General features: G+C 32.0%; 24 protein-coding genes and 1 other RNA gene. 23 read left to right on the top strand and 2 right to left on the bottom strand.

The genetic code is table 11. The features are described 5' to 3' along the window. Nucleotides 1-21: 21 nt before the first annotated feature. From KA883_RS01135 to KA883_RS01050, 18 genes are all read left to right on the top strand, one after another. Nucleotides 22-975, top strand: a complete 954-nt coding sequence (locus tag KA883_RS01135; protein WP_169926885.1) for a polyprenyl synthetase family protein — start codon at nucleotides 22-24, stop codon at nucleotides 973-975. A gap of 124 nt (nucleotides 976-1,099) precedes the next feature. Continuing rightward, nucleotides 1,100-1,549: a nucleoside-diphosphate kinase gene (ndk, locus tag KA883_RS01130; RefSeq protein WP_046208228.1), complete on the top strand. Its 450-nt coding sequence runs from the start codon at nucleotides 1,100-1,102 to the stop codon at nucleotides 1,547-1,549. Between the two features lie 388 nt (nucleotides 1,550-1,937). Then, entirely contained in the window at nucleotides 1,938-3,104 is a 1,167-nt protein-coding gene (gene aroC / locus KA883_RS01125) for a chorismate synthase (protein ID WP_046208229.1), read from the top strand. Between the two features lie 26 nt (nucleotides 3,105-3,130). After that, nucleotides 3,131-4,198, top strand: a complete 1,068-nt coding sequence (aroB, locus tag KA883_RS01120) for a 3-dehydroquinate synthase (RefSeq protein WP_070038214.1) — start codon at nucleotides 3,131-3,133, stop codon at nucleotides 4,196-4,198. 9 nt (nucleotides 4,199-4,207) lie between these two features. Continuing rightward, on the top strand, nucleotides 4,208-5,506 hold the full coding sequence (gene aroA / locus KA883_RS01115) for a 3-phosphoshikimate 1-carboxyvinyltransferase (protein WP_046208231.1): 1,299 nt from the start codon (nucleotides 4,208-4,210) through the stop codon (nucleotides 5,504-5,506). Between the two features lie 3 nt (nucleotides 5,507-5,509). Further along, nucleotides 5,510-6,757, top strand: coding sequence for a tetratricopeptide repeat protein (locus tag KA883_RS01110; RefSeq protein ID WP_046208232.1), 1,248 nt, complete (start codon nucleotides 5,510-5,512; stop codon nucleotides 6,755-6,757). A gap of 21 nt (nucleotides 6,758-6,778) precedes the next feature. After that, on the top strand, nucleotides 6,779-7,339 hold the full coding sequence (locus KA883_RS01105) for a YpiB family protein (protein ID WP_046208233.1): 561 nt from the start codon (nucleotides 6,779-6,781) through the stop codon (nucleotides 7,337-7,339). Between the two features lie 4 nt (nucleotides 7,340-7,343). After that, nucleotides 7,344-7,946, top strand: coding sequence for a DUF1405 domain-containing protein (locus KA883_RS01100; protein WP_046208234.1), 603 nt, complete (start codon nucleotides 7,344-7,346; stop codon nucleotides 7,944-7,946). 37 nt (nucleotides 7,947-7,983) lie between these two features. Then, nucleotides 7,984-8,679 carry a zinc metallopeptidase gene (locus KA883_RS01095; RefSeq protein ID WP_046208235.1) on the top strand — a complete coding sequence of 232 codons (696 nt, stop codon included), beginning with the start codon at nucleotides 7,984-7,986 and terminating at the stop codon, nucleotides 8,677-8,679. 331 nt (nucleotides 8,680-9,010) lie between these two features. Then, on the top strand, nucleotides 9,011-9,328 hold the full coding sequence (locus KA883_RS01090) for a nucleotide pyrophosphohydrolase (RefSeq protein ID WP_019468926.1): 318 nt from the start codon (nucleotides 9,011-9,013) through the stop codon (nucleotides 9,326-9,328). A 32-nt stretch (nucleotides 9,329-9,360) separates the two neighbouring features. Further along, nucleotides 9,361-10,509 carry an N-acetyl-alpha-D-glucosaminyl L-malate synthase BshA gene (gene bshA / locus KA883_RS01085; RefSeq protein ID WP_046208236.1) on the top strand — a complete coding sequence of 383 codons (1,149 nt, stop codon included), beginning with the start codon at nucleotides 9,361-9,363 and terminating at the stop codon, nucleotides 10,507-10,509. Beyond that, on the top strand, nucleotides 10,502-11,710 hold the full coding sequence (locus tag KA883_RS01080) for a CCA tRNA nucleotidyltransferase (protein ID WP_210139818.1): 1,209 nt from the start codon (nucleotides 10,502-10,504) through the stop codon (nucleotides 11,708-11,710). The genes bshA and KA883_RS01080 overlap by 8 nt, the downstream gene beginning before the upstream one ends. Next, entirely contained in the window at nucleotides 11,694-12,665 is a 972-nt protein-coding gene (locus KA883_RS01075) for a biotin--[acetyl-CoA-carboxylase] ligase (protein WP_046208238.1), read from the top strand. Before KA883_RS01080 ends, KA883_RS01075 begins: the two co-directional genes overlap by 17 nt. A gap of 25 nt (nucleotides 12,666-12,690) precedes the next feature. Next, a complete protein-coding gene (locus tag KA883_RS01070) occupies nucleotides 12,691-15,408 on the top strand; it encodes a helicase C-terminal domain-containing protein (protein WP_046208239.1) in 2,718 nt (905 codons plus the stop codon). Between the two features lie 74 nt (nucleotides 15,409-15,482). Then, nucleotides 15,483-16,775, top strand: coding sequence for an asparagine--tRNA ligase (gene asnS, locus KA883_RS01065; RefSeq protein ID WP_046208240.1), 1,293 nt, complete (start codon nucleotides 15,483-15,485; stop codon nucleotides 16,773-16,775). Between the two features lie 105 nt (nucleotides 16,776-16,880). Continuing rightward, on the top strand, nucleotides 16,881-17,555 hold the full coding sequence (locus KA883_RS01060; protein ID WP_431011155.1) for a DnaD domain-containing protein: 675 nt from the start codon (nucleotides 16,881-16,883) through the stop codon (nucleotides 17,553-17,555). Continuing rightward, nucleotides 17,545-18,204: an endonuclease III gene (gene nth / locus KA883_RS01055; protein WP_046208242.1), complete on the top strand. Its 660-nt coding sequence runs from the start codon at nucleotides 17,545-17,547 to the stop codon at nucleotides 18,202-18,204. Before KA883_RS01060 ends, nth begins: the two co-directional genes overlap by 11 nt. 5 nt (nucleotides 18,205-18,209) lie before the next feature. Next, nucleotides 18,210-18,545, top strand: a complete 336-nt coding sequence (locus tag KA883_RS01050; protein WP_046208359.1) for a YpoC family protein — start codon at nucleotides 18,210-18,212, stop codon at nucleotides 18,543-18,545. A 245-nt stretch (nucleotides 18,546-18,790) separates the two neighbouring features. Here the strand turns inward: KA883_RS01050 and KA883_RS01045 are convergent, their stop codons facing one another. Next, complete coding sequence (locus tag KA883_RS01045; RefSeq protein ID WP_046208243.1) at nucleotides 18,791-21,001, bottom strand: transglycosylase domain-containing protein; 2,211 nt, start codon at nucleotides 20,999-21,001, stop codon at nucleotides 18,791-18,793. Further along, complete coding sequence (gene recU / locus KA883_RS01040; RefSeq protein ID WP_046208244.1) at nucleotides 20,998-21,624, bottom strand: Holliday junction resolvase RecU; 627 nt, start codon at nucleotides 21,622-21,624, stop codon at nucleotides 20,998-21,000. The genes KA883_RS01045 and recU overlap by 4 nt, the downstream gene beginning before the upstream one ends. 250 nt (nucleotides 21,625-21,874) lie before the next feature. On the opposite strand from recU, the gene KA883_RS01035 reads away from it, so the two are divergent. From KA883_RS01035 to KA883_RS01015, 5 genes are all read left to right on the top strand, one after another. Further along, entirely contained in the window at nucleotides 21,875-22,213 is a 339-nt protein-coding gene (locus KA883_RS01035) for a DUF1798 family protein (RefSeq protein ID WP_046208245.1), read from the top strand. After that, nucleotides 22,210-22,776 carry an SLOG family protein gene (locus KA883_RS01030; protein ID WP_046208246.1) on the top strand — a complete coding sequence of 189 codons (567 nt, stop codon included), beginning with the start codon at nucleotides 22,210-22,212 and terminating at the stop codon, nucleotides 22,774-22,776. The genes KA883_RS01035 and KA883_RS01030 overlap by 4 nt, the downstream gene beginning before the upstream one ends. 12 nt (nucleotides 22,777-22,788) lie before the next feature. Continuing rightward, nucleotides 22,789-23,139 (top strand): cell division regulator GpsB, encoded by a 351-nt coding sequence (gpsB, locus tag KA883_RS01025; protein ID WP_046208247.1) that lies wholly within the window; start codon nucleotides 22,789-22,791, stop codon nucleotides 23,137-23,139. Nucleotides 23,140-23,275: 136 nt separating this feature from the next. Further along, nucleotides 23,276-23,649: RNase P RNA component class B (gene rnpB / locus KA883_RS01020), an RNA gene on the top strand. A gap of 162 nt (nucleotides 23,650-23,811) precedes the next feature. Beyond that, the gene (locus KA883_RS01015) at nucleotides 23,812-24,945 is read left to right on the top strand and encodes a THUMP domain-containing class I SAM-dependent RNA methyltransferase (protein ID WP_046208248.1); all 1,134 of its coding nucleotides are present in this window, start codon (nucleotides 23,812-23,814) and stop codon (nucleotides 24,943-24,945) included. Nucleotides 24,946-24,963: the final 18 nt, after the last annotated feature.

Raw genomic sequence — 24,963 nt, 5'->3', positions numbered from 1 at the left:
AAACAACCAAAGGTGATGACTGTGTCAAAGTTAAATATGAACAATGAAATTAAAATAATTGAACAGCGATTGGAAGAAGCATTAATAAGTAAGGATCAAATCTTAGAAGATGCTTCTTATCATTTATTTTCATCAGGCGGAAAACGAGTAAGACCTGCCTTTGTAATATTAAGTAGTCAATTTGGCGAAGAAATTAATGAAGATGTCTATCGTGTTGCTGTAGCACTCGAATTAATCCATATGGCTACTTTAGTACATGATGATGTTATTGACAAAAGTGATAAACGTCGCGGTAGTTTAACGATTGCCAAAAAATGGGATCAAGACACTGCAATTCTCACAGGTAATTTTCTATTAGCTGTCGGTTTAGAACATATTTCAAATATTGAGGATAACCGAGTACATAAAGTGATATCTAGTGCAATTGTCGAAGTATGCATGGGTGAATTGTACCAGTTTCAAGATCAATTCAATGCACATCAAACAATTACTAATTATTTAAGAAGAATCAAACGTAAAACTGCATTGCTTATACAATTATCAACAGAAGTTGGAGCAATTGCTTCACATGCTGATACCAAAACGGTTCGTAATTTGAAAATGATTGGTCATTATATTGGTATGAGTTTTCAAATCGTTGACGATATTCTAGATTTTACTAGTACTGAAAAGAAATTAGGAAAACCAGTGGGCAGTGATTTAATGAACGGCCATTTAACGTTACCAGTATTGTTAGAAATGCGTAAAAATCCTGAGTTTAAATCACAAATAGAACAACTTGGCCCAAACAGTGATCAATCCTTATTTGATAAATGTATACAAACTGTTAAACATTCTGATGTCATAAAACAATCACAAGCAATTAGCGATAGATATTTAGACAAAGCGCTTCATCTTATTGATCAATTAGAAAAAGATGATGCTAAACCAATATTTAAAAAAATTATTAAAAAAGTAGGGAAAAGAAACGTATAATTGTGTGAAAAGCATTGAAAGCGCTTAAATTAACTGTTAATATTATAATGTGCTTCAAGACATTATAATATTTTGTTTTGTATTTTTATAAAACTTACATCACTAACAGGGGGATAAACACACAATGGAAAGAACATTTTTAATGATTAAACCGGACGCGGTTCAACGTAATTTGATAGGTGAAATCGTTTCACGTATTGAACGTAAAGGACTAAAACTTGTAGGTGCTAAACTAATGACAGTACCTAAATCGCTTGCAGAAGAACATTATGCTGAACATACGGATAAACCATTCTATGGCAATTTAATCGACTTTATTACTTCTGCACCTGTATTTGCAATGGTTGTAGAAGGTGAAGATGCAGTACATATTGCGCGTCACATTATTGGATCAACAAATCCATCAGAAGCTACACCTGGTACAATCAGAGGAGACTTTGGTTTAACTGTAGGTAGAAACATTATTCATGGTTCAGATTCAGTTGAATCTGCTAATAAAGAAATCAATCTTTGGTTTAATGAAGAAGAATTAAGTGATTTTACAGAATCACGTGAAGCATGGTTATACGAATAATCATCGTTGAATCGATACACCATTACATGTAAGATGATATGCGTTATTAACTTAATTATTTAATACGCTCAACAATAAAGATAAAAAATAATAGTAAAAATACGATTCATGGTCGTATCCGTAAAATCAAAACACTTTCGTTAAATTCATAATAAAATGAATTTATGCGAAGGTGTTTTTTATGTATAAAAGCTGCAATTGCATTCTAAAGTGAAGTCGTTTAATATCTTAAGTTATTACTGAATTTTAAACAGATGTTATAGTTGTATGTAAGGAAATCTTATAAAGTTTAGTTATTTGAAATTTTTCTGTTAATTTGAACAATTGAATATGATAAGATAAGGAACATATAATCATTTAAAGTACTAAAGAACGGAGTGGGTAAATAATGAGATATTTAACTTCAGGAGAATCACATGGTCCACAACTAACAGTAATTATTGAAGGTGTGCCAGCAAATTTAGAAATTCATGCTGCCGATATAAATGAAGAAATGTTTAAACGTCAAGGTGGATACGGTAGAGGCAGACGCATGCAAATTGAAAAAGACAGTGTTGAAATTGTATCTGGGGTACGTAACGGATATACGCTTGGTAGTCCAATCACGCTTATTGTCACAAATGATGATTTTAAACATTGGAGAAAAATCATGGGCGCTGATCCTATTAGTGATGAAGATCAAGAAAACATGAAGCGCGTAATTACAAAACCACGTCCAGGTCATGCCGATTTAATCGGCGGTATGAAATATAATCATCGAGACTTAAGAAATGTATTAGAGCGTTCATCTGCTAGAGAAACTGCTGCGCGAGTGGCTGTAGGTGCTGTATCGAAAATATTACTAAAGCAACTCGATATTCATTTTTATAGTAGAGTTATGGAAATTGGTGGTATTAAAGATGATTTAGCTTATGACCTTGAAACAATCAAATCTAATATTGATAAAAATGATGTCCGTGTGATTAATGATGATATTGCGCAACAAATGAGAGATAAAATTGATGACGCCAAAAAGGCAGGAGATACTATTGGCGGTGTTGTACAAACTATTATTGAAGGAGTGCCAATTGGTATCGGCAGTTATGTACATTATGACCGTAAATTAGATGGTAGAATTGCTCAAGGGGTTGTAAGTATTAATGCTTTTAAAGGTGTCAGTTTTGGAGAAGGATTTAAAGCAGCCGAAAAACCTGGCAGTGAAATACAAGATGAAATACTTTATGATACAAACAATGGTTATTACAGAGGATCAAATCATTTAGGTGGATTTGAAGGTGGTATGTCTAACGGAATGCCTATTGTTGTCAATGGTGTTATGAAACCAATTCCAACATTATACAAACCACTAAATTCAGTAGATATTAATACTAAAGAATCTTTTAAAGCTTCTGTTGAACGCTCTGATAGTTGTGCCGTTCCAGCTGCAAGTGTTGTAGTAGAAAATGTCGTTGCTTTTGAACTTGCAAAAGCATTATTAGAAGAATTCCAATGTAATCATATCGAGCAATTAAAATCACAAATTGAAGAACGCCGCTTGTTGAATATTGAATACTAAATTATAAGATTAGCCAGGTGATATCGATGAAATTACAAACTACGTATGAGACTAATAATTATCCTATTATCATAGAACATAACGCGCTAAAACATTTACGTCATTACATTGAAAATTACAAAGATATTGTACTAGTCGTAGATAATACAATTGCTCAAAAATGGGATGATACATTAGAATTTATTACATCTGAATACGATGCTCACATGTTGGTTGTACCGTCAGGTGAGTCTACAAAATCTTTAGATTATTATGCAGAGACTATAGAAACATTATTGAGCAAAAATTTGACTAGAAATACTTGCATCATTGCAGTAGGTGGTGGCGCTACCGGTGATTTCGCTGGATTTTTAGCTGCTACCCTATTGAGAGGCGTTGATTTTATCCAAGTACCTACGACGATATTAGCACATGATTCTAGTGTTGGTGGTAAAGTGGGAATCAATTCAAAACACGGTAAAAATTTAATTGGTGCATTTTATAGACCAACTGCGGTTATCTATGATTTGAATTTTCTCTCAACGCTTCCTTATACAGAAATATTGAGTGGTTACGCTGAAGTATATAAGCATGCATTGTTAACTGATGCCGATGCAGTACGTAATATTGAATCACATTTTTATGATAAGACAACGTTAGCGTCTTTAGATGAAATGGAATATTATATTTATAAAGGCATAGAGACAAAGTTAAATATTATTGTAAAAGATGAAAAAGAATCAAACGTTCGTAAATTTTTAAATTTAGGACATACTTTTGGTCATGCCGTTGAATACACATTTAAAATACCACACGGTCATGCCGTGATGATTGGCATTCTTTTTCAATTCATCGTATCGAACCATATTTTAAACCAAAAATTTGATATTTTACATTACGTCAATTATTTAAGTTCTCTAGATTATCCATTAAATATCATCAATACCTTCAAATTCGATTCACTTTATGAATTAATGTTAAGAGATAAGAAGAATGACCAACAAGGCGTACAGATGGTTTTATTAGAAGGCATAGGAAATCCCGTGGTTAAACATGTCGATAAATCCACTTTAGTAGAGAGTTTCACAACATTACAAACATATTTTAAAAAGTAGGTGGCATAATTGGTTAATAGTAAAACAATTGATATAAATGGTCCTCTGATTGGAGAAATAGAAGTTCCAGGAGATAAGTCAATGACACATAGAGCGATTATTTTAAGCTCATTAGCATCAGGTAGGTCAACGATATATAAACCCTTACTTGGTGAAGATTGTATTCGTACAGTAGAAATTTTCCGTCTACTTGGTGTCGAAATAGAAATTTTAGAAGATAAAATTGAAATAAACTCACCTGGATATAAATTTTTCCAAACACCACATCAAGTACTCTATACTGGCAATTCTGGAACGACGACACGTTTAGTTGCTGGATTATTATGCGGACTAGGCATTGAAGCAGTCCTTTCTGGTGATGCTTCTATTGGTAAAAGACCGATGGATCGAATTATGAAACCTCTAACGTTAATGAATGCAGATATTTCAGGTGTGAATCATAACTTTACGCCTTTAATCATCAAACCTGCTCAAATTAAAGGCATATCATACCAAATGGAAGTCGCAAGTGCTCAAGTTAAAAGTGCAATATTATTTGCAAGCTTGTTTGCAAACGAAAAAACAACGATTTCTGAAATAGGTATAACGCGCAATCATACAGAAACAATGTTTGAACATTATCAAATTCCGATTACTTACAATGATAAAATGATTCAATTACCTGAAAATAGTATTGAACATATTACTGCCACTGATTTTCACGTACCTGGGGACATTTCCTCAGCTGCATATTTCATTGTTGCAGGGTTGATAACTCCAGGAAGTGATATTACAATTCACAATGTTGGCATAAATCCAACACGTTCAGGTATCATAGATATCGTGACACAAATGGATGGAAATATAACTTTATTCAATCAAACTAATGGTTCAGAACCTACCGCTTCAATACGCGTACAATATACACCAAATATGAAACCTATTCATATTGAAGGTGAATTGGTACCAAGAGCGATTGATGAATTACCAGTTATCGCCTTACTTTGTACTCAAGCAAATGGAACAAGTATTATAAAAGAGGCGGAAGAATTAAAGGTCAAAGAAACCAATCGTATTGACACTACGGCAAACATGTTGAATTTATTAGGTTTCACCTTACAACCAACAAGTGACGGCATGATTATCCATCCATCAAGATTGGAACAAACTGCCACAGTGGATAGCTTTACTGATCACCGCATTGGTATGATGCTTGCTGTAACTTCTTTACTAACTAGTGATACATTAACGATTGATCAATTTGATGCAGTCAATGTTTCCTTCCCAGGTTTCTTAGCTAAATTTAATCAATTAGAAAAAGAGGGATAAAGTATGGAAGATATCTATAAACTTATAGATGATATCAACTTACAAAAACTAGATAACTTAGATACACGGGTAAATGACGCGCTAAGTTCTCCAAAAGATGATGCGCTCTTTATACTCGGTGAAACATTATATAACTATGGACTAATGCCACAAGGTCTTGAAGTATTTCGTACACTTTATCACAAATACCCAGATGAAAGTGAACTGTTAATTTATTTCATTGAAGGACTGATTGCGGAAGATCAAACGGATGAAGCATTAGAATATTTAAGCACTGTTGAACTATCTACAGAACGTTTGATGCTAGAAGCAGATTTATACCAACAATTAAATATGCTTGAAGTGGCTATAGATAAATTAGTAGAAGCTATTGATATTGAACCAAACGACCCAATCATACATTTCGCATTGGCAGAATTACTTTATTTTGATGGTCAATATTTACGTGCTTCTTCGGAATATGAAACGGTATTAGAAACGGGAGAATATCAAATCAATAATGTTAATTTATTCTCACGTTTAGCTGATTGTAGCTTACAAAGTGGAAATTATAGTGATGCCATCACAATGTTTAATGAAATCAGCGAAGATGAAATGGATTCAGAAATATACTTCAAAAAAGCCATTGCTTATGAAAAAAATGACTTAACACAGGAAGCTATCAAATTAGTGCAAACACTATTATCAAAAGATCCAGACTTCCTACAGGGCTACTTTTATCTACAACAATTATATGAAAACGAGCATAATCATGCAGATGCCATTGAAATTGGTAAAGAAGGGTTGCGCTTGAGTCAATTTTATAAAGAATTAATGGTATCAACAGGTAGTATTCAAATAGAACACGGAGATGCTAATGAAGGTGTACAATTGTTACTACAAGCCTTAGACGTAGATAATGCTTATCAAGAACCACTTTTAATCTTGAGTGATTTCTTTAGACAAGAAGAAGATTACGATTCAATTATTAGCTTATTACAATATGTAGATGAAGAAGATTTAGATCCCGTATTTATGTGGCATGTAGCGCATGCTTTAGGTCAAGAAGAGCGAGATAAAGAAGCACAACATTTCTTTGAATTAGCCTATCCAACCATGAGAACGCAATCAGCATTTTTAAGTGATTATTATTTCTATTTAGTTGAAATAGGTTATATAGAACAAGCACAACAAATCTTAAAGCAATTGCTAGAAATAGACCCATCGAACGAAACTTGGCATGATGAAGCTGAAAGATTGCAATCATTCTAAAAAGTAAAGAAGGTGAGTATATTGACTGATACCTTACAACAATTAAAAGCAAGTTTTATAGAATACGTATTATTTCAGTATCGTTTTAAATCTCGAATTAGTGTATGGGTATTAAATTTGATAAAATCCTCACCTGAACTTTTACAAAAAATATACTTTGTAGATGAGCAAATTCCCAGTCATAACACTTTAGAAATTGCAACTGTGAATACAGACAACATCGCCATAAAACTTATAGTAGAGGATCAACAATATATTAATAATGAAAAAATATTTGACTATATCGCAAATCAAAATATCTTTTTTGATATCAAATTATATTTAAATAAAGAAGATTCTAGAGATACGAAATTAGACGATTTATTGTTAACACAATTACTTCACTCTCCATATTATGCCGTATATATTCAAGATATATATGGTTTGCCATTATCAAAAAAAAGTGAATCATCTATTATCAAATATTTACAAGACAATATTGACTTAAGTCTGCAACTTCAGGATAGAGCTTTATTTTATCAATTATCTCAAATCCTAAATACATTTAAGTTGAGGAATCTTAATACATTATCGAAGGATTGACTATATGAACATTTACTCACTATGGCAACTTATCATTTTTAATAAAGGTATGCTGTATTTCTTATTAATATGTAATTTATTAGGCACAGTTTACGGGTATATTTGGTACGGTTCACAAATGAGTGCTACACCTTGGCAATTTATACCATTTGTACCTGATAGCCCAACTGCATCATTATTTTTATGTATTGCTATTCTAGGGTTGATTGTTAACAAGAACTTACCAATCATCGAAGCACTCGCTTTTGTCACATTAATCAAGTATGGAGTATGGGCTGTAATTATGAATATCATTCTTTTTATTCAATACGATATGATTACAATTACAGGTTGTATGTTGATACTTTCTCACGGCATTATGGCAATTGAAGGTTTTATTTTTTATCCAAGATTTAAAGTGACGATTTCTGCCTTTTTCGTAGCGATGATATGGGTGTTTCATAATGACATTATCGATTATGTATTTATGCAATATCCTTTTTATGATTTTATTGCAAGTCACATTGAAGCAATTGCATACTTATCATTCTGGTTAAGCGTTATACCTTTAGTTTTATATTTAAGTTTAACTCTATTTAAAAAAGATAAAATATTTGACCATTATTAACGTCCACAGTAAAATGTTTATAAAGGAGTGAGGATTTTTGTCTTTTATTTATATGATTATATACTTTGTTATTTTAATGGTTCTGCCTCTATGGGCACAACACAAGGTTAAATCTAACTATGAAAAGTATTCTCAAGTGAGATCAACTAGTGGGAAAACAGGGCGTGAAGTAGCGCTTGAAATACTCCATTCAAATGGAATTTATGATGTAGATGTTGTCGAAGGTAAAGGATTTCTAACAGATCACTATGATCCTAGTAAAAAAGTTCTTGTCTTATCACCAGCAAACTTCAATAGACCTTCAGTTGCTGGTACAGCAATTGCAGCCCATGAAGTAGGACATGCTATACAGCATGCCCAAGGATATTTCTTCTTAAGATTTAGAACTTCATTAGTACCTTTAGCAAATATTGGTAGTTCTTTAGGTTACATGGCAGTGTTTGCTGGTATTGTTTTAACGAGTTTACAGAGTACATTGGGTTCAACTGCACTTTGGATAGGAATTGCATTAATGTCATTCGCAGTATTGTTCTCAATTGTTACCTTGCCAGTCGAATTTGATGCTAGTAGTAGAGCAATGAAACAAATTAAAAGCTTAGATATTGTTAATGAAAAAGAATATCGCCATGCAAAAAAAGTATTATCAGCTGCTGCAATGACTTACGTTGCATCCACTGCTGTAGCATTAGCAGAACTTGCACGTTTCATTTTAATCGCTAGATCAAGTGAATAATTTATCCATGCAAATGAGACTGAAATATAAATTATTTAAATTTATTTCACTGTTTCACAACGCTTAGGTTGATAAAATTAGGATAAGAGGTTGAGGCAATCATTTTGCCCAATCTCTTTTTTTATGTATACAATTATTATTTTTTTAAATATAGATTTTAAATGGTGACTTTCTTTACATCTATTATTGTTATACCTCAGCATATCATATTATCATTTAATTTAACTACTTAATTCATATTGAATAGTGTATAAAGGTTGCAGGAATAATGCATGAATCATAGAATTAGTCTATACTATAAAAGAAACTGATAGAATGAGAGGCGTTTATCATGAAATCGATGAAAGACATGCAAATAGAAGTAGATGACTATATAAATCAATTTAAAACTGGCTACTTTTCACCTCTAGCAAATCTCGCAAGGTTATCAGAAGAAGTAGGAGAGTTATCAAGAGAAATCAATCATTTTTATGGAGAAAAAAAGAAAAAAGATAGTGAAGCTGCAAACACGGTAAAGGCAGAACTTGGAGATAATTTATTCGTGTTACTATGTATAGCTAATTCCTTAGATATAGATATGACTGAAAGTTTTAACGAAACAATGGATAAGTTTAATACACGAGATAAAAATCGTTTTGAAAGAAAATAGATTGATATTGTTTAAGAAAGGATGTGCCACCTATGAAAATAGGAATTACATGTTACCCTTCTATGGGTGGTTCTGGAATTATCGCCACTGAATTGGGAATCAAATTAGCAGAAAGAGGACATGATATCCATTTTATAACATCGAATATACCTTTTAGAATTAGAAAACCTTTACCTAATATTACATTTCATCAAGTTGAAGTGAATCAATATGCTGTATTCCAATATGCACCTTACGATATTACCTTAAGTACCAAGATTGCTGAAGTAATCAATGAGTATGACCTAGATTTATTACATATGCATTATGCCGTACCGCATGCTGTTTGTGGTATCTTAGCAAAACACATGTCTGGTAAAGACATTAAAATAATGACTACCTTACATGGCACTGATATTACAGTATTGGGATATGATCACTCATTAAAAAATGCGATTAAATTTGGTATAGAAGGTAGCGATGTAGTCACAAGTGTCAGTAAATCACTTGCAGAACAAACGACTGATATTATTGAAACAGATAAAACAATCATTCCAATTTATAATTTCGTTAGAGAAAATGAATTCCCTACAAAACATTCAATGCCAACTGAATCTGATATCAAATTAAAAGCTTGTTACGGGATAGAACCTGAAGAAAAAGTGATTATTCACGTTTCTAATTTTAGAGCAGTCAAACGAATTGATACAGTCATTGAAACTTTCGCAAAGATACACCAAAAATTGCCATCAAAACTTATTTTATTAGGTGATGGACCTCAATTAATGGATATGAAAGCAAAAGCACGTGAATTAGACATTGAACATGCTGTGTTATTTTTAGGTAAACAAAATTGGGTGAGTGAATTTTATCAAATATCAGATTTAGTATTATTATTAAGTGAGAAGGAAAGCTTTGGTCTCACATTGCTAGAAGCAATGAAATCAGGTGTACTTCCAATTGGCTCTACTGCTGGAGGTATCAAAGAAGTAATTAAACATAACGAAACAGGTTTTATAGTAAATATTGGTGATAGTGATACAGCCAGTACGTATGCGTTACAATTGTTGACAAATGATGAACTTTATAAAAAAATGCAGCAGCAAATGCTGGATGATGTTGCTGAACGTTTTTCTTCAGATTTAATTGCAGACCAATATGAATATTATTATAAAAAAATGTTAGAGGGTAATCATGACTAAAACATTATTCGAACAAGCAAAGCCAATATTAAAAACTTTACAATCTAACCATTACCAAGCATTTTTTGTTGGGGGTTCTGTGAGAGATTATCTAATGCATAAAACAATACACGATATTGATATTACTACGAGTGCGACGCCTGAAGAAGTAGAAGCTATTTTCGAAAAGACAATTCCTATAGGTAGAGAACATGGCACAGTCAATGTTGTCTATAATGATGAACACTATGAAGTAACAACATTTCGTGCAGAAGGTGATTATGATGATCATCGAAGACCTAACGAAGTCTTTTTTGTGCGTGAATTATATGAGGATGTTAAAAGACGTGATTTCACAATGAATGCAATAGCTATGGACGCCGATTTTCATATACACGACTACTTCAATGGTCAACAAGATATTGAAAATCACATAATTAGAACCGTAGGCAATGCGCATGAACGTTTTAATGAAGACGCGTTAAGGATTATTCGAGGTCTACGTTTTCAAGCACAATTAGGATTTGCATTAGAAAATGAAACTTTTTATGGTATGAAATCACATATCCATGATATTAAATATTTATCAATTGAACGAATTGTGGTTGAACTAAAAAAACTCACTTCTGGTAAGTATGTAGCCCATAGTTTTGAAAACTTACAGTACTTGAATGCATTTAATTACATTTCTTTTTTCAAACATTATAAACTAAATGATTTTATTTTAGATGAAGCCATTCCGTTCACTTTATTTGTAGCTTTATTGAAAGCACAACAACCTTTAGTAAATGGTGCGCTTAATGATTTAAAAATTAGTAATAATGAAAAAAAGTATATAGGTAAATTAGAACGGCTACTTAATCAATTACCCAATATTAAATCTAAATCAGACTTTAAAATACTTCTTTATGATTATGGTGAACAAGATATACTATTAATATTAAATTTCATTGATTTACATATTAAAAACCATTTACCTTCTTTTTCACCGCTTATTATAAATATACAATCTGTAAAAGAAGAATCTAAAAAGTTACCTATTCACTCAAGAAAGGATATTGATATTAATGGTAAAGATATCCTTGAGGCAGTTAATAAGCAAAGCGGTCCTTGGCTAAAAACACTATTGAGAGATATTGAGATTGCTATTATCAATAGAGATGTTCAAAATATTAAACCAGAAATCATTAGGTGGGTGAAGTCACATGTCGAAATACAGTAAAGATGTTATTCAAATCTTATATACAAACCAGTCAGAATATATTTCTGGACAGTTTATTGCAGAACATCTTTCAATTTCTCGAACAGCAGTCAAAAAAGTAATTGATCAACTTAAGCAAGAAGGGTGTGAAATTGAATCAATTAACCATAAAGGACATCGCTTAATTGAACTACCTGATAAATGGTATAGTGGGATTGTAGAACCTTTAATCGATGAACAAAAAATGTTTGACCATGTAGAGGTCAAAGCGCAAGTTGATTCCACACAGTTACTCGCCAAACAAAAATTAGTTGGAAACTCAAACACCTTTTTAATTTTAAGTGATGAGCAAACGAAAGGAAAAGGGCGCTTCAATAGACCATGGGATTCATCACGTGGCAAAGGATTATGGATGTCTCTTGTGTTACGTCCAAATGTCCCATTTGAAATGATAACAAAGTTTAACTTGTTTATAGCATTAGGTATCAGAGATACAATGCAACAATTTAGTAATGAGAAAGTAACGATTAAATGGCCAAACGATATCTATATTGATGGAAAAAAAGCTTGTGGATTTTTGACTGAAATGGTAGCTAATAGTGATGGTATAGAAGCGGTGATATGCGGTATTGGCATAAATATGAATCACTTGCCTGAAGATTTTCATGGTGAGTTGCAATCAAAGGCCACGAGCTTGAGAATACATGCTAACCAAAAAATACATCGTTATCATTTATTAGAGCAATTAATAAATCAGATTGAAAAACGTTACCATCAATTTTTAAGCCAGCCATTTTCCACGATACGACATGAATACATTGAAGCTTCAAATATTTGGAATAGAACTTTAAAATTCACTGAAAATGGTCAACAATTTCAAGGTGAAGCTATAGATATTGATGAGCATGGTTATCTAATTGTCATTGATGAGCAACAGAAACAACACAAACTCATGAGTGCAGATATAGAACTATAAATTTATAAGAAAAGGAGGAATGAAAATGACACAGCCTTGCTACGCTGTTGTTGATTTAGAAACAACAGGCAACCAATTAGACTACGATGAAATTATTCAAATTGGTATTACTTTCGTCCGCGATAATAAAATAATTGGCACCTATCACTCTATGGTAAAAACAGATTTAGAAATTCCTCCTTTTATTCAAGCATTAACCTCAATTGAAGATGAAATGCTAAAGCAATCACCATATTTCCATGAAATTGCTGACGATATATACAAACAACTTGAAGGCTGTATCTTTGTCGCACATAATGTAACTTTTGATTTAAATTTCATAAAAAAATCATTTAAAAAATGTAATATCAGATATAGACCCAAAAAAGTATTAGATACATTAGAATTGTTTAAAGTTGCTTTCCCAACAGATAAAAGTTATCAATTAAGTGAATTAGCAGAAGCACATGGTATTACGTTAAATAATGCCCACCGTGCGGATGAAGATGCTGCAACGACTGCACAACTTATGATACTTGCTTTCAATAAATTCGAAGCACTACATTTAGATACTTTAAAACAACTTTATTATTTAAGTAAAAATTTAAAATATGATTTACATGATATTCTTTTTGAAATGGCTCGAAACCATAACCATGAACAACTAAGTGAAGATTTCGAACAATTTGAACAGATTATTTATAAAAAGCAAAGAGATTTTAAAGCGCCCACGGTAAACTTTGACGGAACTTTAAAAAATCTTTATACAGACATTACTGAAAAATTAAATTTAACATATAGACCCCAACAATTATATTTAGCTGAAATTATATTAGAACAGTTGATGCATAGCGAGAAAGCTATGATTGAAGCGCCGTTAGGGAGTGGTAAATCATTTTCATATTTATTAGCTTCACTAATGTATAACATACAAACAGGAAAACATGTAATGATTTCTACAAATACAAAATTATTACAAAATCAGTTGTTGGAAAAAGATATACCTGCATTAAAATCAGCATTGAATTTTAAAATAAATGCATCTTTAATCAAAAGTAAACGAGATTATATTTCGTTAGGATTAATCAGTCAAATCTTAAAAGATGAATCTAATAATTACGAAGTTAGCATTTTGAAAATGCAATTATTGATCTGGATTACAGAAACACATACTGGAGATATACAAGAGTTAGATTTAAAAGGCGGACAAAAAATGTATTATGAACAAAAGTTAGAAACTTATGTTCCAGTGCGTAATGACATTAATTATTTTAATTTTATTAAGCGCAACGCAAAAAATATACAAATTGGTATAACAAATCACGCTCATTTAATACATGCTTCACATGACAATACAATTTATCAATTATTTGATGATTGTATCATTGACGAAGCCCATAGGTTACCTGATTACGCATTAAACCAAGTTACGAATGAATTAAGCTATTCTGATGTCAAATACCAATTAGGCCTAATTGGTAAAACTGAAAACGATAAACTACTTGCCGCTATCGACCATTTAGAACAACAACGTATACTTGAAAAATTAGATATACCACCAATCGATGTTTTTGGCCTTAAAACAAATATCAATGAAATACATGATTTAAACGAACAATTGTTTAGTACGATGTTTAATAGCATCCAACAATCAGAAATACATGATGATGAAGTGCATAAAGTTCATTTTGTATATCATTTTGATGTAACACCTATTTTAAATGATTTGCATGCCATCATTCATAAATTAAATATGACCTTAGAATTCTTTAACGGCATGAGCCATAAAACAATTAAAACAGTAAGAAAACAATTACTTTATATTAATGATAAATTTAGAGCAATTGAAACTAGTTTAAAAAATAATCATACTAGTTATTTATCCATTAAAAACATTAACCAAAAATCTACAATCAAATTAAATGTAAAAGATTATGATGTGAAAGAAATATTAACAAAACAAGTGTTAGATAAATTTAATGCACTTACATTTATTTCAGGTACCTTAACTTTTAATCACTCATTTGAAAATTTCAAGCAATGGTTTAATAAGGACATCATATTTAATACTTATGAGCTTGATACTGCAACAGTATCTTCAAACCAGACAACTGTATTTATACCAAATGATGTCGCTTCATATAATTATAAAAATATTGATGACTATGTGAGCTCTATTGTCAATTATGTTATAGAATATACAACAGTTATTGAATCAAAATGTTTAATTCTATTCACTAGTTATAAGATGATGCATATGGTACAAGAACTCTTGAATGAATTACCTGAGTTTGAGGATTACGTAATACTCACACAACAACAAAATCAAAACTATAAAATTGTACAGCAATTTAATAGTTTTTCTAAAGCCATCCTATTAGGGACTAGCACATTCTTTGAAGGTTTTGATTTCCAATCAAATGGTATCAAGTGTGTAATGATTACAAAATTACCTTTTATGAATCATAACAATACGAAATATTGGTTAATGGAATCTGAATTCACTTCCACATTTAAAGATTTCGTTTTACCTGATGCTGTTACTCGTTTCAGGCAAGGACTAGGCAGACTTATTAGAAGTGAGCAAGATAAAGGTATCATCGTATCATTTGATGATCGTTTAATTAAAAGTAATTACAAACAATTCTTTGAACAATCATTAGAAAATTATCGTCAAAAGAAAGGCGATATAAAACAATTTTCAAGCTTACTTAAAAAAATAAAAAAAGAGACAATACATCATAAAAGTAACACGCGCAACTAGAAGTTGTACCTTGATTTTGTTAAAATGTATAAGGATTAATAAAAGAAGACTACAAAAATATTAGGAGTTTGGTTATGAAAACAACGATAAAAGAAGCAAAACATTACATTAACCAAGAAGTAACGATAGGTGCTTGGTTAACGAATAAACGTTCAAGTGGTAAAATTGCATTCTTGCAGTTAAGAGATGGTACTGGCTTTATGCAAGGCGTCGTAGTAAAAGCTGATGTAGATGAAGATACTTTTCAGTTAGCTAAAGATATTACGCAAGAAACTTCATTATATATTACTGGCGTTATTTCAGAAGATAATCGCTCTGATTTAGGTTATGAAATGCAAGTAAAATCTATTGAAATCATTGCAGAAGCTCATGATTACCCAATCACACCGAAAAACCATGGTACAGAATTCTTAATGGATCATCGTCACCTTTGGTTACGTTCAAAAAAACAACATGCAGTTATGAAAATAAGAAACGAAATTATTCGTGCAACATATGAATTCTTTAATAATACTGGGTTTACCAAAATAGATCCACCTATTTTAACAGCTAGTGCACCAGAAGGTACAAGTGAACTATTCCATACTAAATATTTTGATCAAGATGCTTTTTTATCTCAAAGTGGTCAACTCTATTTAGAAGCAGCTGCAATGGCTCATGGTAAAGTATTTTCATTTGGACCTACATTCCGTGCAGAAAAATCTAAAACACGCCGTCATTTAATTGAATTTTGGATGATAGAGGCTGAAAAAGCGTTTTGCGATCATAACGAAAGCCTAGAAATTCAAGAACAATATGTGACACATGTTGTTAAATCAGTACTAGAAAATTGCAAATTAGAATTAAATATTTTAGAACGTGACACTGAAAAGCTTGAAAAAGTTACAACGCCTTTCCCACGTATCACATATGATGATGCAGTTGAATTCTTGAAAGAACAAGGCTTTGATGATATCGAATGGGGAGAAGACTTTGGTGCGCCTCATGAAACTGCAATTGCAAATCATTACGATTTACCTGTATTTATTACAAATTATCCAACAAAAATCAAACCTTTCTATATGCAACCAAATCCAGATAATGAGGATACAGTGTTGTGTGCAGATTTAATAGCACCCGAAGGATATGGAGAAATAATCGGTGGTTCTGAACGTATCAATGACCTTGCATTATTAGAACAACGTATCGATGAATTTGAATTAGACCCTGAAAGTTATAGTTACTATTTAGATTTACGTCGTTATGGTAGTGTACCTCACAGTGGATTCGGTTTAGGTCTAGAAAGAACAGTCGCATGGCTATCAGGTGTAGAGCATGTTCGTGAAACTGCACCATTCCCTCGTTTATTAAATCGACTATATCCATAATATTATCAATACAAGAAACTACCTAAACTACGTCCAGTCTATTTTACGGCTGGACTTTTTTATAATATTTACACATGATAAGGAGGGGTGCTTTTGAATATAGATATGCTTAAAACTAGACCTGTTGTAATTCGTAAAGAATTACTAGATTATTATAATGAATTAGGTATCAATGAGCGTGAATTAGTTATCTTAATAAAATTAATTTACGCGTCGGAAACGACCAATAAACAACCATCCATTGAATCTTTACAAAAAGGCACATCACTAGATTCTAGAGAAATTACTGCTATTATACAAAATCTTATTCAACGTGATTTATTAGAGTTAAATGTTAACAAAGACGAAGAAGGTAAATTCACTGAATATATGAATCTCGATCAGTTCTATCATAAACTAAATGATATTATGCAACACGTTAATAATAATAGTAACCAAAAACAAGTTGAACTTGAATTCAATAAACTTTTCCAACAGATTGAGCAAGCTTTTGGTAGACCATTATCACCGTATGAAATCGAAACATTAAACCAATGGTTAGACATAGATAAACACGACTTAAGTGTGATTCAAGCAGCATTAGATGAAGCGCAAAGTCAGAACAAAATGAGTTTTAAATACATTGATCGAATTTTATTAAATTGGAAAAAAAATAATGTAAAAACCATTGAGGATTCCAAAAAAATAAGTCAACAGTTTAACCAACCTAAAATGAAACACACTGTTAAAAAAGTGCCTAAATTTGATTGGCTAAATGAGGAGAATCAAGATGATAAGTAATAAAAAAGCTTTAGAAATGATCGATGTCATTGCTAATATGTTCCCAAACGCTGAATGCGAACTCGTACATGATAACCCATTTGAACTAACAATTGCGGTACTATTATCAGCACAAACAACAGATGTTTCTGTAAATAAACTCACTAGAGAGCTTTTCAAAAAATACAAAACACCTGAAGACTATCTAAATGTAGATATATCAGAATTAGAAAATGATCTGCGTACCATTGGTTTATACAGAAATAAAGCTAAAAACATTCAAAAATTATGTGCGTCATTACTAAATAAATTCGACGGGGTGATTCCGCAAACACATGCCGAACTTGAAAGTCTAGCTGGAGTGGGGCGTAAAACAGCAAACGTAGTGATGAGTGTTGCTTTTAATGAGCCTTCACTTGCAGTAGATACTCATGTAGAACGTGTAGCTAAACGTTTAGGCATTTGTAGGTGGAAAGATAATGTTAGACAAGTAGAAGATAAATTGTGTAAAGTCGTACCTAGAGAACGTTGGAATAAAACACATCATCAACTTATTTTCTTCGGACGCTATCACTGTTTAGCACGTAGCCCTAAATGTGATATATGCCCCTTATTTAATGAATGTAGAGAAGGGCAAAAAAGATATAAAGCCAGTTTGAAAGAAGTGTGACACAATTGATTTCAAAAGAAGCGTTTAAACAATTAGAAGAACAAATAGATTTATTTTCTAAACAGAAGAAATTAAATTCTTATGAAGCCAAGGTATTAATTGATAAATACTTTGATATGATTGAGTCTTTTTTTAAACAAATCAATCACATTCATACGATTGATTTTGAACAATTAAACGATTATCCAGTTGTACCAATGAATTTTAAAGAGCGTTATCAATATATGCTTGCCCGTAAATACCATTTTATGGGTTATAGTCAAATGAAGACAGTCAAATCAGAATTAATAAAAATGAATGCATCCTATCAAATACGTAGAAAAAACAAAGGTAATCCTTAAAACCACTTCCCAACTTGTTGGGTTAGTGGGACTTATGCATGAGCGAAAGCTCAATACTTGATAGTCAGTTGCTCACTCATACAAAGCCATCAATCTTCAATTAGTTACGAAAACTCTATAAAATAAAGAAAACGCCAATTTCTATAATATTTCAATAGAAATTGGCGTTTATTTGTTAGTAAAGAATAATGATAATCAAGTGTTTATTAAGCACTTAGTTACTTGTTCAAAAATTTATTTGGACACTATTGTGCTCTTGATAAGCCAGTAGAATTATTTGCATTATTACTGTTCGAGTTAGCTGATGATGCATTATTGTTATTGTTGTTGTTATTATTGCTACCACCGCTATTATTATTACTACTACTGCTGCTGCTTCCACCTTGTCCTCGAGGCTTATTACTTGTTGTGTTGTCATCAGGATGTCCTGCAACAGATAGGCTGTCTTTACTATCACCATTTACTGAGTCAGGTTTACTAAAGTCCTTGCCGTCTCTTGGTGAGATATTACTCATTACATCCTCGAATAAATATTGCGGATATTCTTGTTCGTCATGACCAACAAATGAATTTACACCGCCTTGTTTAACTTCTTTGAAGCCCATCCACACAGACATGCTGTATTTTGGCGTGAAACCATTCATCCATACATCTTTTGCAGCATCGTCAGGTAAACCATATTGTTGGTAAGTTTGATCACCATAAGTACCTGTACCAGTTTTGGCTGCAACATTTACACCAGATATACCGTGGCCATATGCAGAACCATATGCTTCAAATGTACCTTTAAGTACTTCTGCAAGCATATAAGAAGTGGAATCTTTCATTGCTTTCTTACTTGTGTGATCGTAATTAATTGTTTCCCCATCTTCTTTTTCTACTTTTTTAATAGAATGCGCATTATTATATTCGCCACCATTTGCAATTGATGCAAAAGCAGATGCTAATTGAGTAGGTGAGAATTCTGATGATGAACCACCTAATACTTCAGAAGGTCCAATATCTCCTTCATATTCCAAACCTACTTTATTTGCGAAATCTTTTGGTGCGTCATTTCCAGCGTTCTCTTTTGAAGATTGCCATGCTTTTAATGCTGGAATGTTGAAACTTTGACGTAAAGCGTCATACAATTTAACCTCGCCGTGACCTTTAGTATCATAGTTTCTAAAGGTAACACCATCTACTTGATATGCTTCTTCATCCTGAATTGCATGGTTCGTAGCCCAATTCATATTTTCTATAGCAGGGCCATAAGCTAAGAATGGTTTTAATGATGAACCAGTAGGGTGTGCATCTGTAGCTAAGTTTCTATCAACAATATCTTTATAGTTTCTACCGCCTGATATTGCCACTAATCCGCCAGATTCACTGTCTACGATAGAAGCACCAACTTGTTGGTCTTCGTTTTTATAGTAACCACCATTATCTACACGATCTTGAAGTGTTTGTTGTACGTCTTTGTCCATATTTGTGTAGATTTTAACACCACTGTTAAGAACTTCTCCTAAATCTTTACCTTTGAATGCTTTATTATTCATTAATTCAGATTTTACGAAGTTAACATAAGAATCGTATTCAGGATTTGAACTTTTATCACTAACTTGACGTTCTTCCGAATCACGTTTTACTAAATTATCTTCTAATGATGTATTTTGTGCTTCTTCTTTTTGCTTCTTAGTAATACGATTATGATATTCCATTAAGTATAAAACAGTATCTTTACGTGATTCTGCTTCTTTTGGATGATCATAGATATTATAAGTATTCGGAACTTGTGGTAAACCAGCAAGATAAGCCGATTCAGCTAAATTTAAATCTTTTAAATCTTTATCAAAATAATATTTAGCTGCAGCCTTCACACCATAAACACTGTCAGAATAGTAAATTTTATTTAAATACATCTCAAATATTTCATCTTTACTATATTCTTGTTCAAGTCTATATGATAGGTAAGCTTCTTGTGCTTTACGGGCAATTGATTTTTGATCCGTTAAGAATGAACGTTTAACTACCTGTTGAGTCAATGTCGATGCACCTTGTGAACCAAATCCTCCCGTAAAGTTTTTAGCCACTGCACCAAACAAACGTTTATAGTCAAGTGCACCATGGTCATAGAAACGATTATCTTCTGTAGCCAAGACAGCTGCTTTCATGTTTTTAGGTACTTCATCTAAATCAACATGTTCACGTCTTTGCCCATTATCAATCGTTTTAATCAAATCGCCATCTTTATCATATATTTTAGCAGGAATTGGATCTTGTAATTTTGATTCTGTAAATGCTGGTGCTTTCCAAGCATAATATGCAAATAACAAAATACCAATTAATGCTAGAACAATGAAGGCTATGATGAGAAATCCGATTATCTTAATAATCGTTCTTTTTATATTCCTATTCTTTTTTTCTCCGGACTTATCATTCTTTTTTGAATCAGAAGTCCTTTTTTTCTCCGTCATACGCGGTCCTCACTTTCATCTAATATCAACTTATCAACTGCTTTGAGGTAATTCAATCTTGGTTGATACTGATAAGGAATATAGTAACCATTTTTTCTAATTTCTTCAACCGTAATCGACTTTTTAATTTCTTTTTTGTACCGATGCCAATAATATTTAAATTTGCAATAAGGCAATAAATAAACTTCATCTAATAATTTAAAGCGAATTAATAAAAAAACAATACCTCCTTGATCATAACAAGCATCCATGTGTATCACTTGGTGCTCATGCATATTATTCAATGGAAATGAAGTTTTATTTTTAGTTTCTTTCGCTTCAAAATCTAAATAGTGCCCTTTATAAATACCATTGTAATCAGTAGTCGAAGGCGTTCGGAAATAAGCCTCATTAATTACCGCCTTACTTCTCATAGGATAATGAACATTAACTATTTGAACAGGGGTGGGCTTTTTATGTATAACAGCTTGCCCAAGTTTCAAATAGTGCGTATTAGATAATTCAATATCGCTCTCAAGTGACATACCTCTGCCACCATAATTTATTTTACTCTTATCATCCTTATAAGTTCGTCCGACTTGAGACTTATTTCCGTAAAATGGTTTCCCATTTGGATAATTCATTGTTTTTCACCACTTTAATTTGGTTTCAAAAACTTTTTCCATTATACATGAAAACAGTCATTTTTTCCAAACTATGAAATATAAAGCAATGTATCTGTACATACATCAATATTTATTTTAACGTGCTTTTCTCAATTAAACAATATTTCCCTATAAATAAGCCTATAATATGACATAAATGTAAGTTCGTTGTTTCTCAAATGACTATCAAATTCATTTATGGTAAATTTAATATGTAGGAGGAAACTTCATGCAACAATTAATTACCCAACTCTTAAATGATGTACAAAATATGCAAAATAGATACGAAACAGTCAAATCGAAAGATATAGATTATGACTTTTACAAAGATGTTGTTCCATTTACGAGTTACATAGATAATCTGTTAGAAACGTTTAGCACCTTCGAACCTAAAATACTAAGATTATCCTATATGAATAAGAAAAAATTTGATTTACTTATTTCAAATATTGAATCACTGTCCGTTGAATGTCATTTTAAAAGGACTAGCCGGAAATTATTTACTGAAAAAGTCAAGGCAGTACAATACGATTTAAGTTATATACAAAGAAGTGATGCTAAATTATGATAAAGACAATTTATGTGACTGGCTACAAGTCATTTGAACTTAATATCTTTAAAGATGACGCACCTGAAGTTTCATATTTAAAAAAATTTATAGCACATAAATTAAAATCATTGATTGAAGAAGGACTTGAATGGGTATTAATACAAGGACAGATGGGTATAGAATTATGGACTGCTGAAGTAGTAATTGATTTAAAAGAAACGTATCCTGATCTTAAACTTGGTGTCGTTACACCATTTTATGGCCACACAGATAGATGGAATGAACAGAATCAAGCAAAATATAATCACATTGTACAGCATGCTGATTTTGTAGATAGTGTATTTCATACATCATATGTGGGACCACACCAATTTAAACAAACAGATCAATTTATGCTCGACCATACAGATCAAACATTACTAATATATGATGAAGAACAAGAAGCTAGTCCAAAATACTTTAAGCAAATGTTAGTTGATTTTATGGAAAAAACAAATTATACTTGTGACATTGTTTCGTTTGATGAATTAACAGAATTTATCAACGATTTACAGTGGTCTCAAGAACAAAGTTTCGAATGAGGTGGAAAAAATATGTCAGATGTTTCATTAAAACTATCAGCTAAAGATATTTATGAAAAAGATTTTGAAAAAACTATGACACGTGGTTATAGAAGGGAAGAAGTGGATGCTTTCTTAGACGACATCATAGCAGATTATCAAAAGATGGCAGATTTAGATAATGAAGTTGTTAAACTTTCCGAAGAAAACAATAAACTAAAAAAAGAACTAGAAGAATTGAGATTGCGTGTGGCTACTTCAAGACCACAAGAAAACAAAAACTTTTCAGCAAATGGGAATGCTGCAAGCAATGCTACTAATAATAACAACGTCGATATACTAAAAAGAATTTCAAACTTAGAAAAAGCAGTTTTTGGTAAATAATAAAACAAGCAATCATAACAAATGCGATGTCCAAGTAGTTATAATTGCGTACATAAAGATAAGTTTTGTTTTTCTCAAAACTTATCTTATTTTTATTTGTTCTGATCTTTGAAAAATGATATACTCTTAAAGATGGTGTTTTGGGTAATCGCTATAGCGATATAGAGGAAAGTCCATGCTCACACAATCTGAGATGATTGTAGTGTTCGTGCTTGATGAAACAATAAGTCAAGGCATTAAGTTGACGGCAACGAAATAACCTAAGTCTTTAGATACGGTTAAAATAGTTTGAAAGTGCCACAGTGACGTAGCTTTTATAGAAATATAAAAGGTGGAACGCGGTAAACCCCTCGAGTGAGCAATCCAAATTAGGTAGGAGCACTTATTTAACGGAATTCAACGTATAAATAAGGCATACTTTAAAAGTATGTAGACAGATGGTTACCACCAGCGTACGAGTGTAACTAGTACACGTTGGCAGTACAAAGGTACAAAACATGGCTTATAGAAACATCATTACTAGACCCCAAGCTCTCCCAATTAGGAGAGCTTTTTTAATGTTTAAATTTAACATAAAGCCTTAATATAATCCAGAACAGAAGTAAGGTCATATCTATTTAAAATAACTTTTGATAAAATAAAATTAAATCTACTTAAAAAAGGAGCAAAACAATGTATCAATTATTAGCTGTGTGCCCAATGGGGTTAGAAGCAGTTGTTTCTAAGGAAATTCAAGAACTTGGTTATACAACAACAGTAGAAAACGGCAAAATCTTTTTCGAAGGTGATGAAGCAGCAATAGTTAAATGTAATTTATGGTTAAGAACTGCTGATAGAATAAAGATTGTTGTTGGACAATTTAATGCAACAACATTTGATGAATTATTTGAAAAGACAAAAGAACTCCCTTGGGAAACAATCATCGAAAAAGAAGGAAACTTTCCAGTACAAGGTCGTAGTGTAAAATCTACTTTGTATAGTGTGCCAGATTGCCAAGCAATCGTTAAAAAAGCAATAGTAGAGCGTTTAAAATCTGCTTATAAAGAAAAAGGGTGGCTAGATGAATCGGGAGCTAAATATCCAGTGGAAGTATCTCTATTAAAGGATAAAGCACTACTGACAATAGATACTTCTGGATCAGGACTTAACAAACGTGGTTATAGACTAGCTCAAGGTGAAGCACCTATAAAGGAAACACTTGCTGCTAGTTTAATTAAATTAGCAAATTGGACAGGTGATACACCATTGATTGATCCATTTTGTGGTTCTGGAACGATTGCGATTGAGGCATGTTTAATTGCTCAAAATATTGCACCCGGTTTTAATCGAGATTTCGTTTCAGAAACATGGGATATTATGCCTGATAGATTATACGATGAATTGAGAGATGAAGCTGATCAACAAGCTAATTATGATAGACCTTTAAAGATATATGCATCAGATATTGACCCAGAAATGATAGAAATAGCACGTAGAAATGCTGAAGAGGTTGGCTTATCAGACATTATTAACTTTAAAGTTCAAGATGTTAACACTTTATCAATTGAGTCGGCAGAACCAGTTGCATTGATTGGCAATCCACCTTATGGTGAACGCATTGGCGATAGAGCAGAAGTGGAAGAAATGTATCGTTATATCGGCCAATTAATGCAGGAGCATCCTTACTTATCAACTTATATTTTAACAAGTAATAATGAATTTGAATTTTTAGTTAATCAAAAAGCAACCAAAAGACGAAAGTTATTTAATGGTTATATAGAGTGTACTTACTATCAGTACTGGGGGAGTAAAAATCCTAAAAAATAGACTGCATGAGCAATCAGA

The organism is Staphylococcus sp. GDY8P54P (assembly GCF_017892645.1).
Classification (GTDB): Bacteria; Bacillota; Bacilli; order Staphylococcales; family Staphylococcaceae; genus Staphylococcus; species Staphylococcus ureilyticus.
This window is presented reverse-complemented; position numbering and strand designations above follow the sequence as displayed.

Excerpts from the sequence above, each read along its gene's own strand:
- ndk (WP_046208228.1), top strand. The coding sequence starts at position 1,100 with ATGGAAAGAACATTTTTAATGATTAAACCGGACGCGGTTCAACGTAAT.
- KA883_RS01035 (WP_046208245.1), top strand. The coding sequence starts at position 21,875 with ATGCAACAATTAATTACCCAACTCTTAAATGATGTACAAAATATGCAA.
- KA883_RS01045 (WP_046208243.1), bottom strand. The coding sequence starts at position 21,001 with ATGACGGAGAAAAAAAGGACTTCTGATTCAAAAAAGAATGATAAGTCC.
- KA883_RS01100 (WP_046208234.1), top strand. The coding sequence starts at position 7,344 with ATGAACATTTACTCACTATGGCAACTTATCATTTTTAATAAAGGTATG.
- KA883_RS01070 (WP_046208239.1), top strand. The coding sequence starts at position 12,691 with ATGACACAGCCTTGCTACGCTGTTGTTGATTTAGAAACAACAGGCAAC.
- KA883_RS01080 (WP_210139818.1), top strand. The coding sequence starts at position 10,502 with ATGACTAAAACATTATTCGAACAAGCAAAGCCAATATTAAAAACTTTA.
- recU (WP_046208244.1), bottom strand. The coding sequence starts at position 21,624 with ATGAATTATCCAAATGGGAAACCATTTTACGGAAATAAGTCTCAAGTC.
- aroC (WP_046208229.1), top strand. The coding sequence starts at position 1,938 with ATGAGATATTTAACTTCAGGAGAATCACATGGTCCACAACTAACAGTA.
- KA883_RS01015 (WP_046208248.1), top strand. The coding sequence starts at position 23,812 with ATGTATCAATTATTAGCTGTGTGCCCAATGGGGTTAGAAGCAGTTGTT.
- KA883_RS01075 (WP_046208238.1), top strand. The coding sequence starts at position 11,694 with ATGTCGAAATACAGTAAAGATGTTATTCAAATCTTATATACAAACCAG.
- nth (WP_046208242.1), top strand. The coding sequence starts at position 17,545 with ATGATAAGTAATAAAAAAGCTTTAGAAATGATCGATGTCATTGCTAAT.
- asnS (WP_046208240.1), top strand. The coding sequence starts at position 15,483 with ATGAAAACAACGATAAAAGAAGCAAAACATTACATTAACCAAGAAGTA.
- aroB (WP_070038214.1), top strand. The coding sequence starts at position 3,131 with ATGAAATTACAAACTACGTATGAGACTAATAATTATCCTATTATCATA.
- KA883_RS01030 (WP_046208246.1), top strand. The coding sequence starts at position 22,210 with ATGATAAAGACAATTTATGTGACTGGCTACAAGTCATTTGAACTTAAT.
- KA883_RS01090 (WP_019468926.1), top strand. The coding sequence starts at position 9,011 with ATGAAATCGATGAAAGACATGCAAATAGAAGTAGATGACTATATAAAT.
- bshA (WP_046208236.1), top strand. The coding sequence starts at position 9,361 with ATGAAAATAGGAATTACATGTTACCCTTCTATGGGTGGTTCTGGAATT.
- KA883_RS01060 (WP_431011155.1), top strand. The coding sequence starts at position 16,881 with ATGCTTAAAACTAGACCTGTTGTAATTCGTAAAGAATTACTAGATTAT.
- KA883_RS01110 (WP_046208232.1), top strand. The coding sequence starts at position 5,510 with ATGGAAGATATCTATAAACTTATAGATGATATCAACTTACAAAAACTA.
- gpsB (WP_046208247.1), top strand. The coding sequence starts at position 22,789 with ATGTCAGATGTTTCATTAAAACTATCAGCTAAAGATATTTATGAAAAA.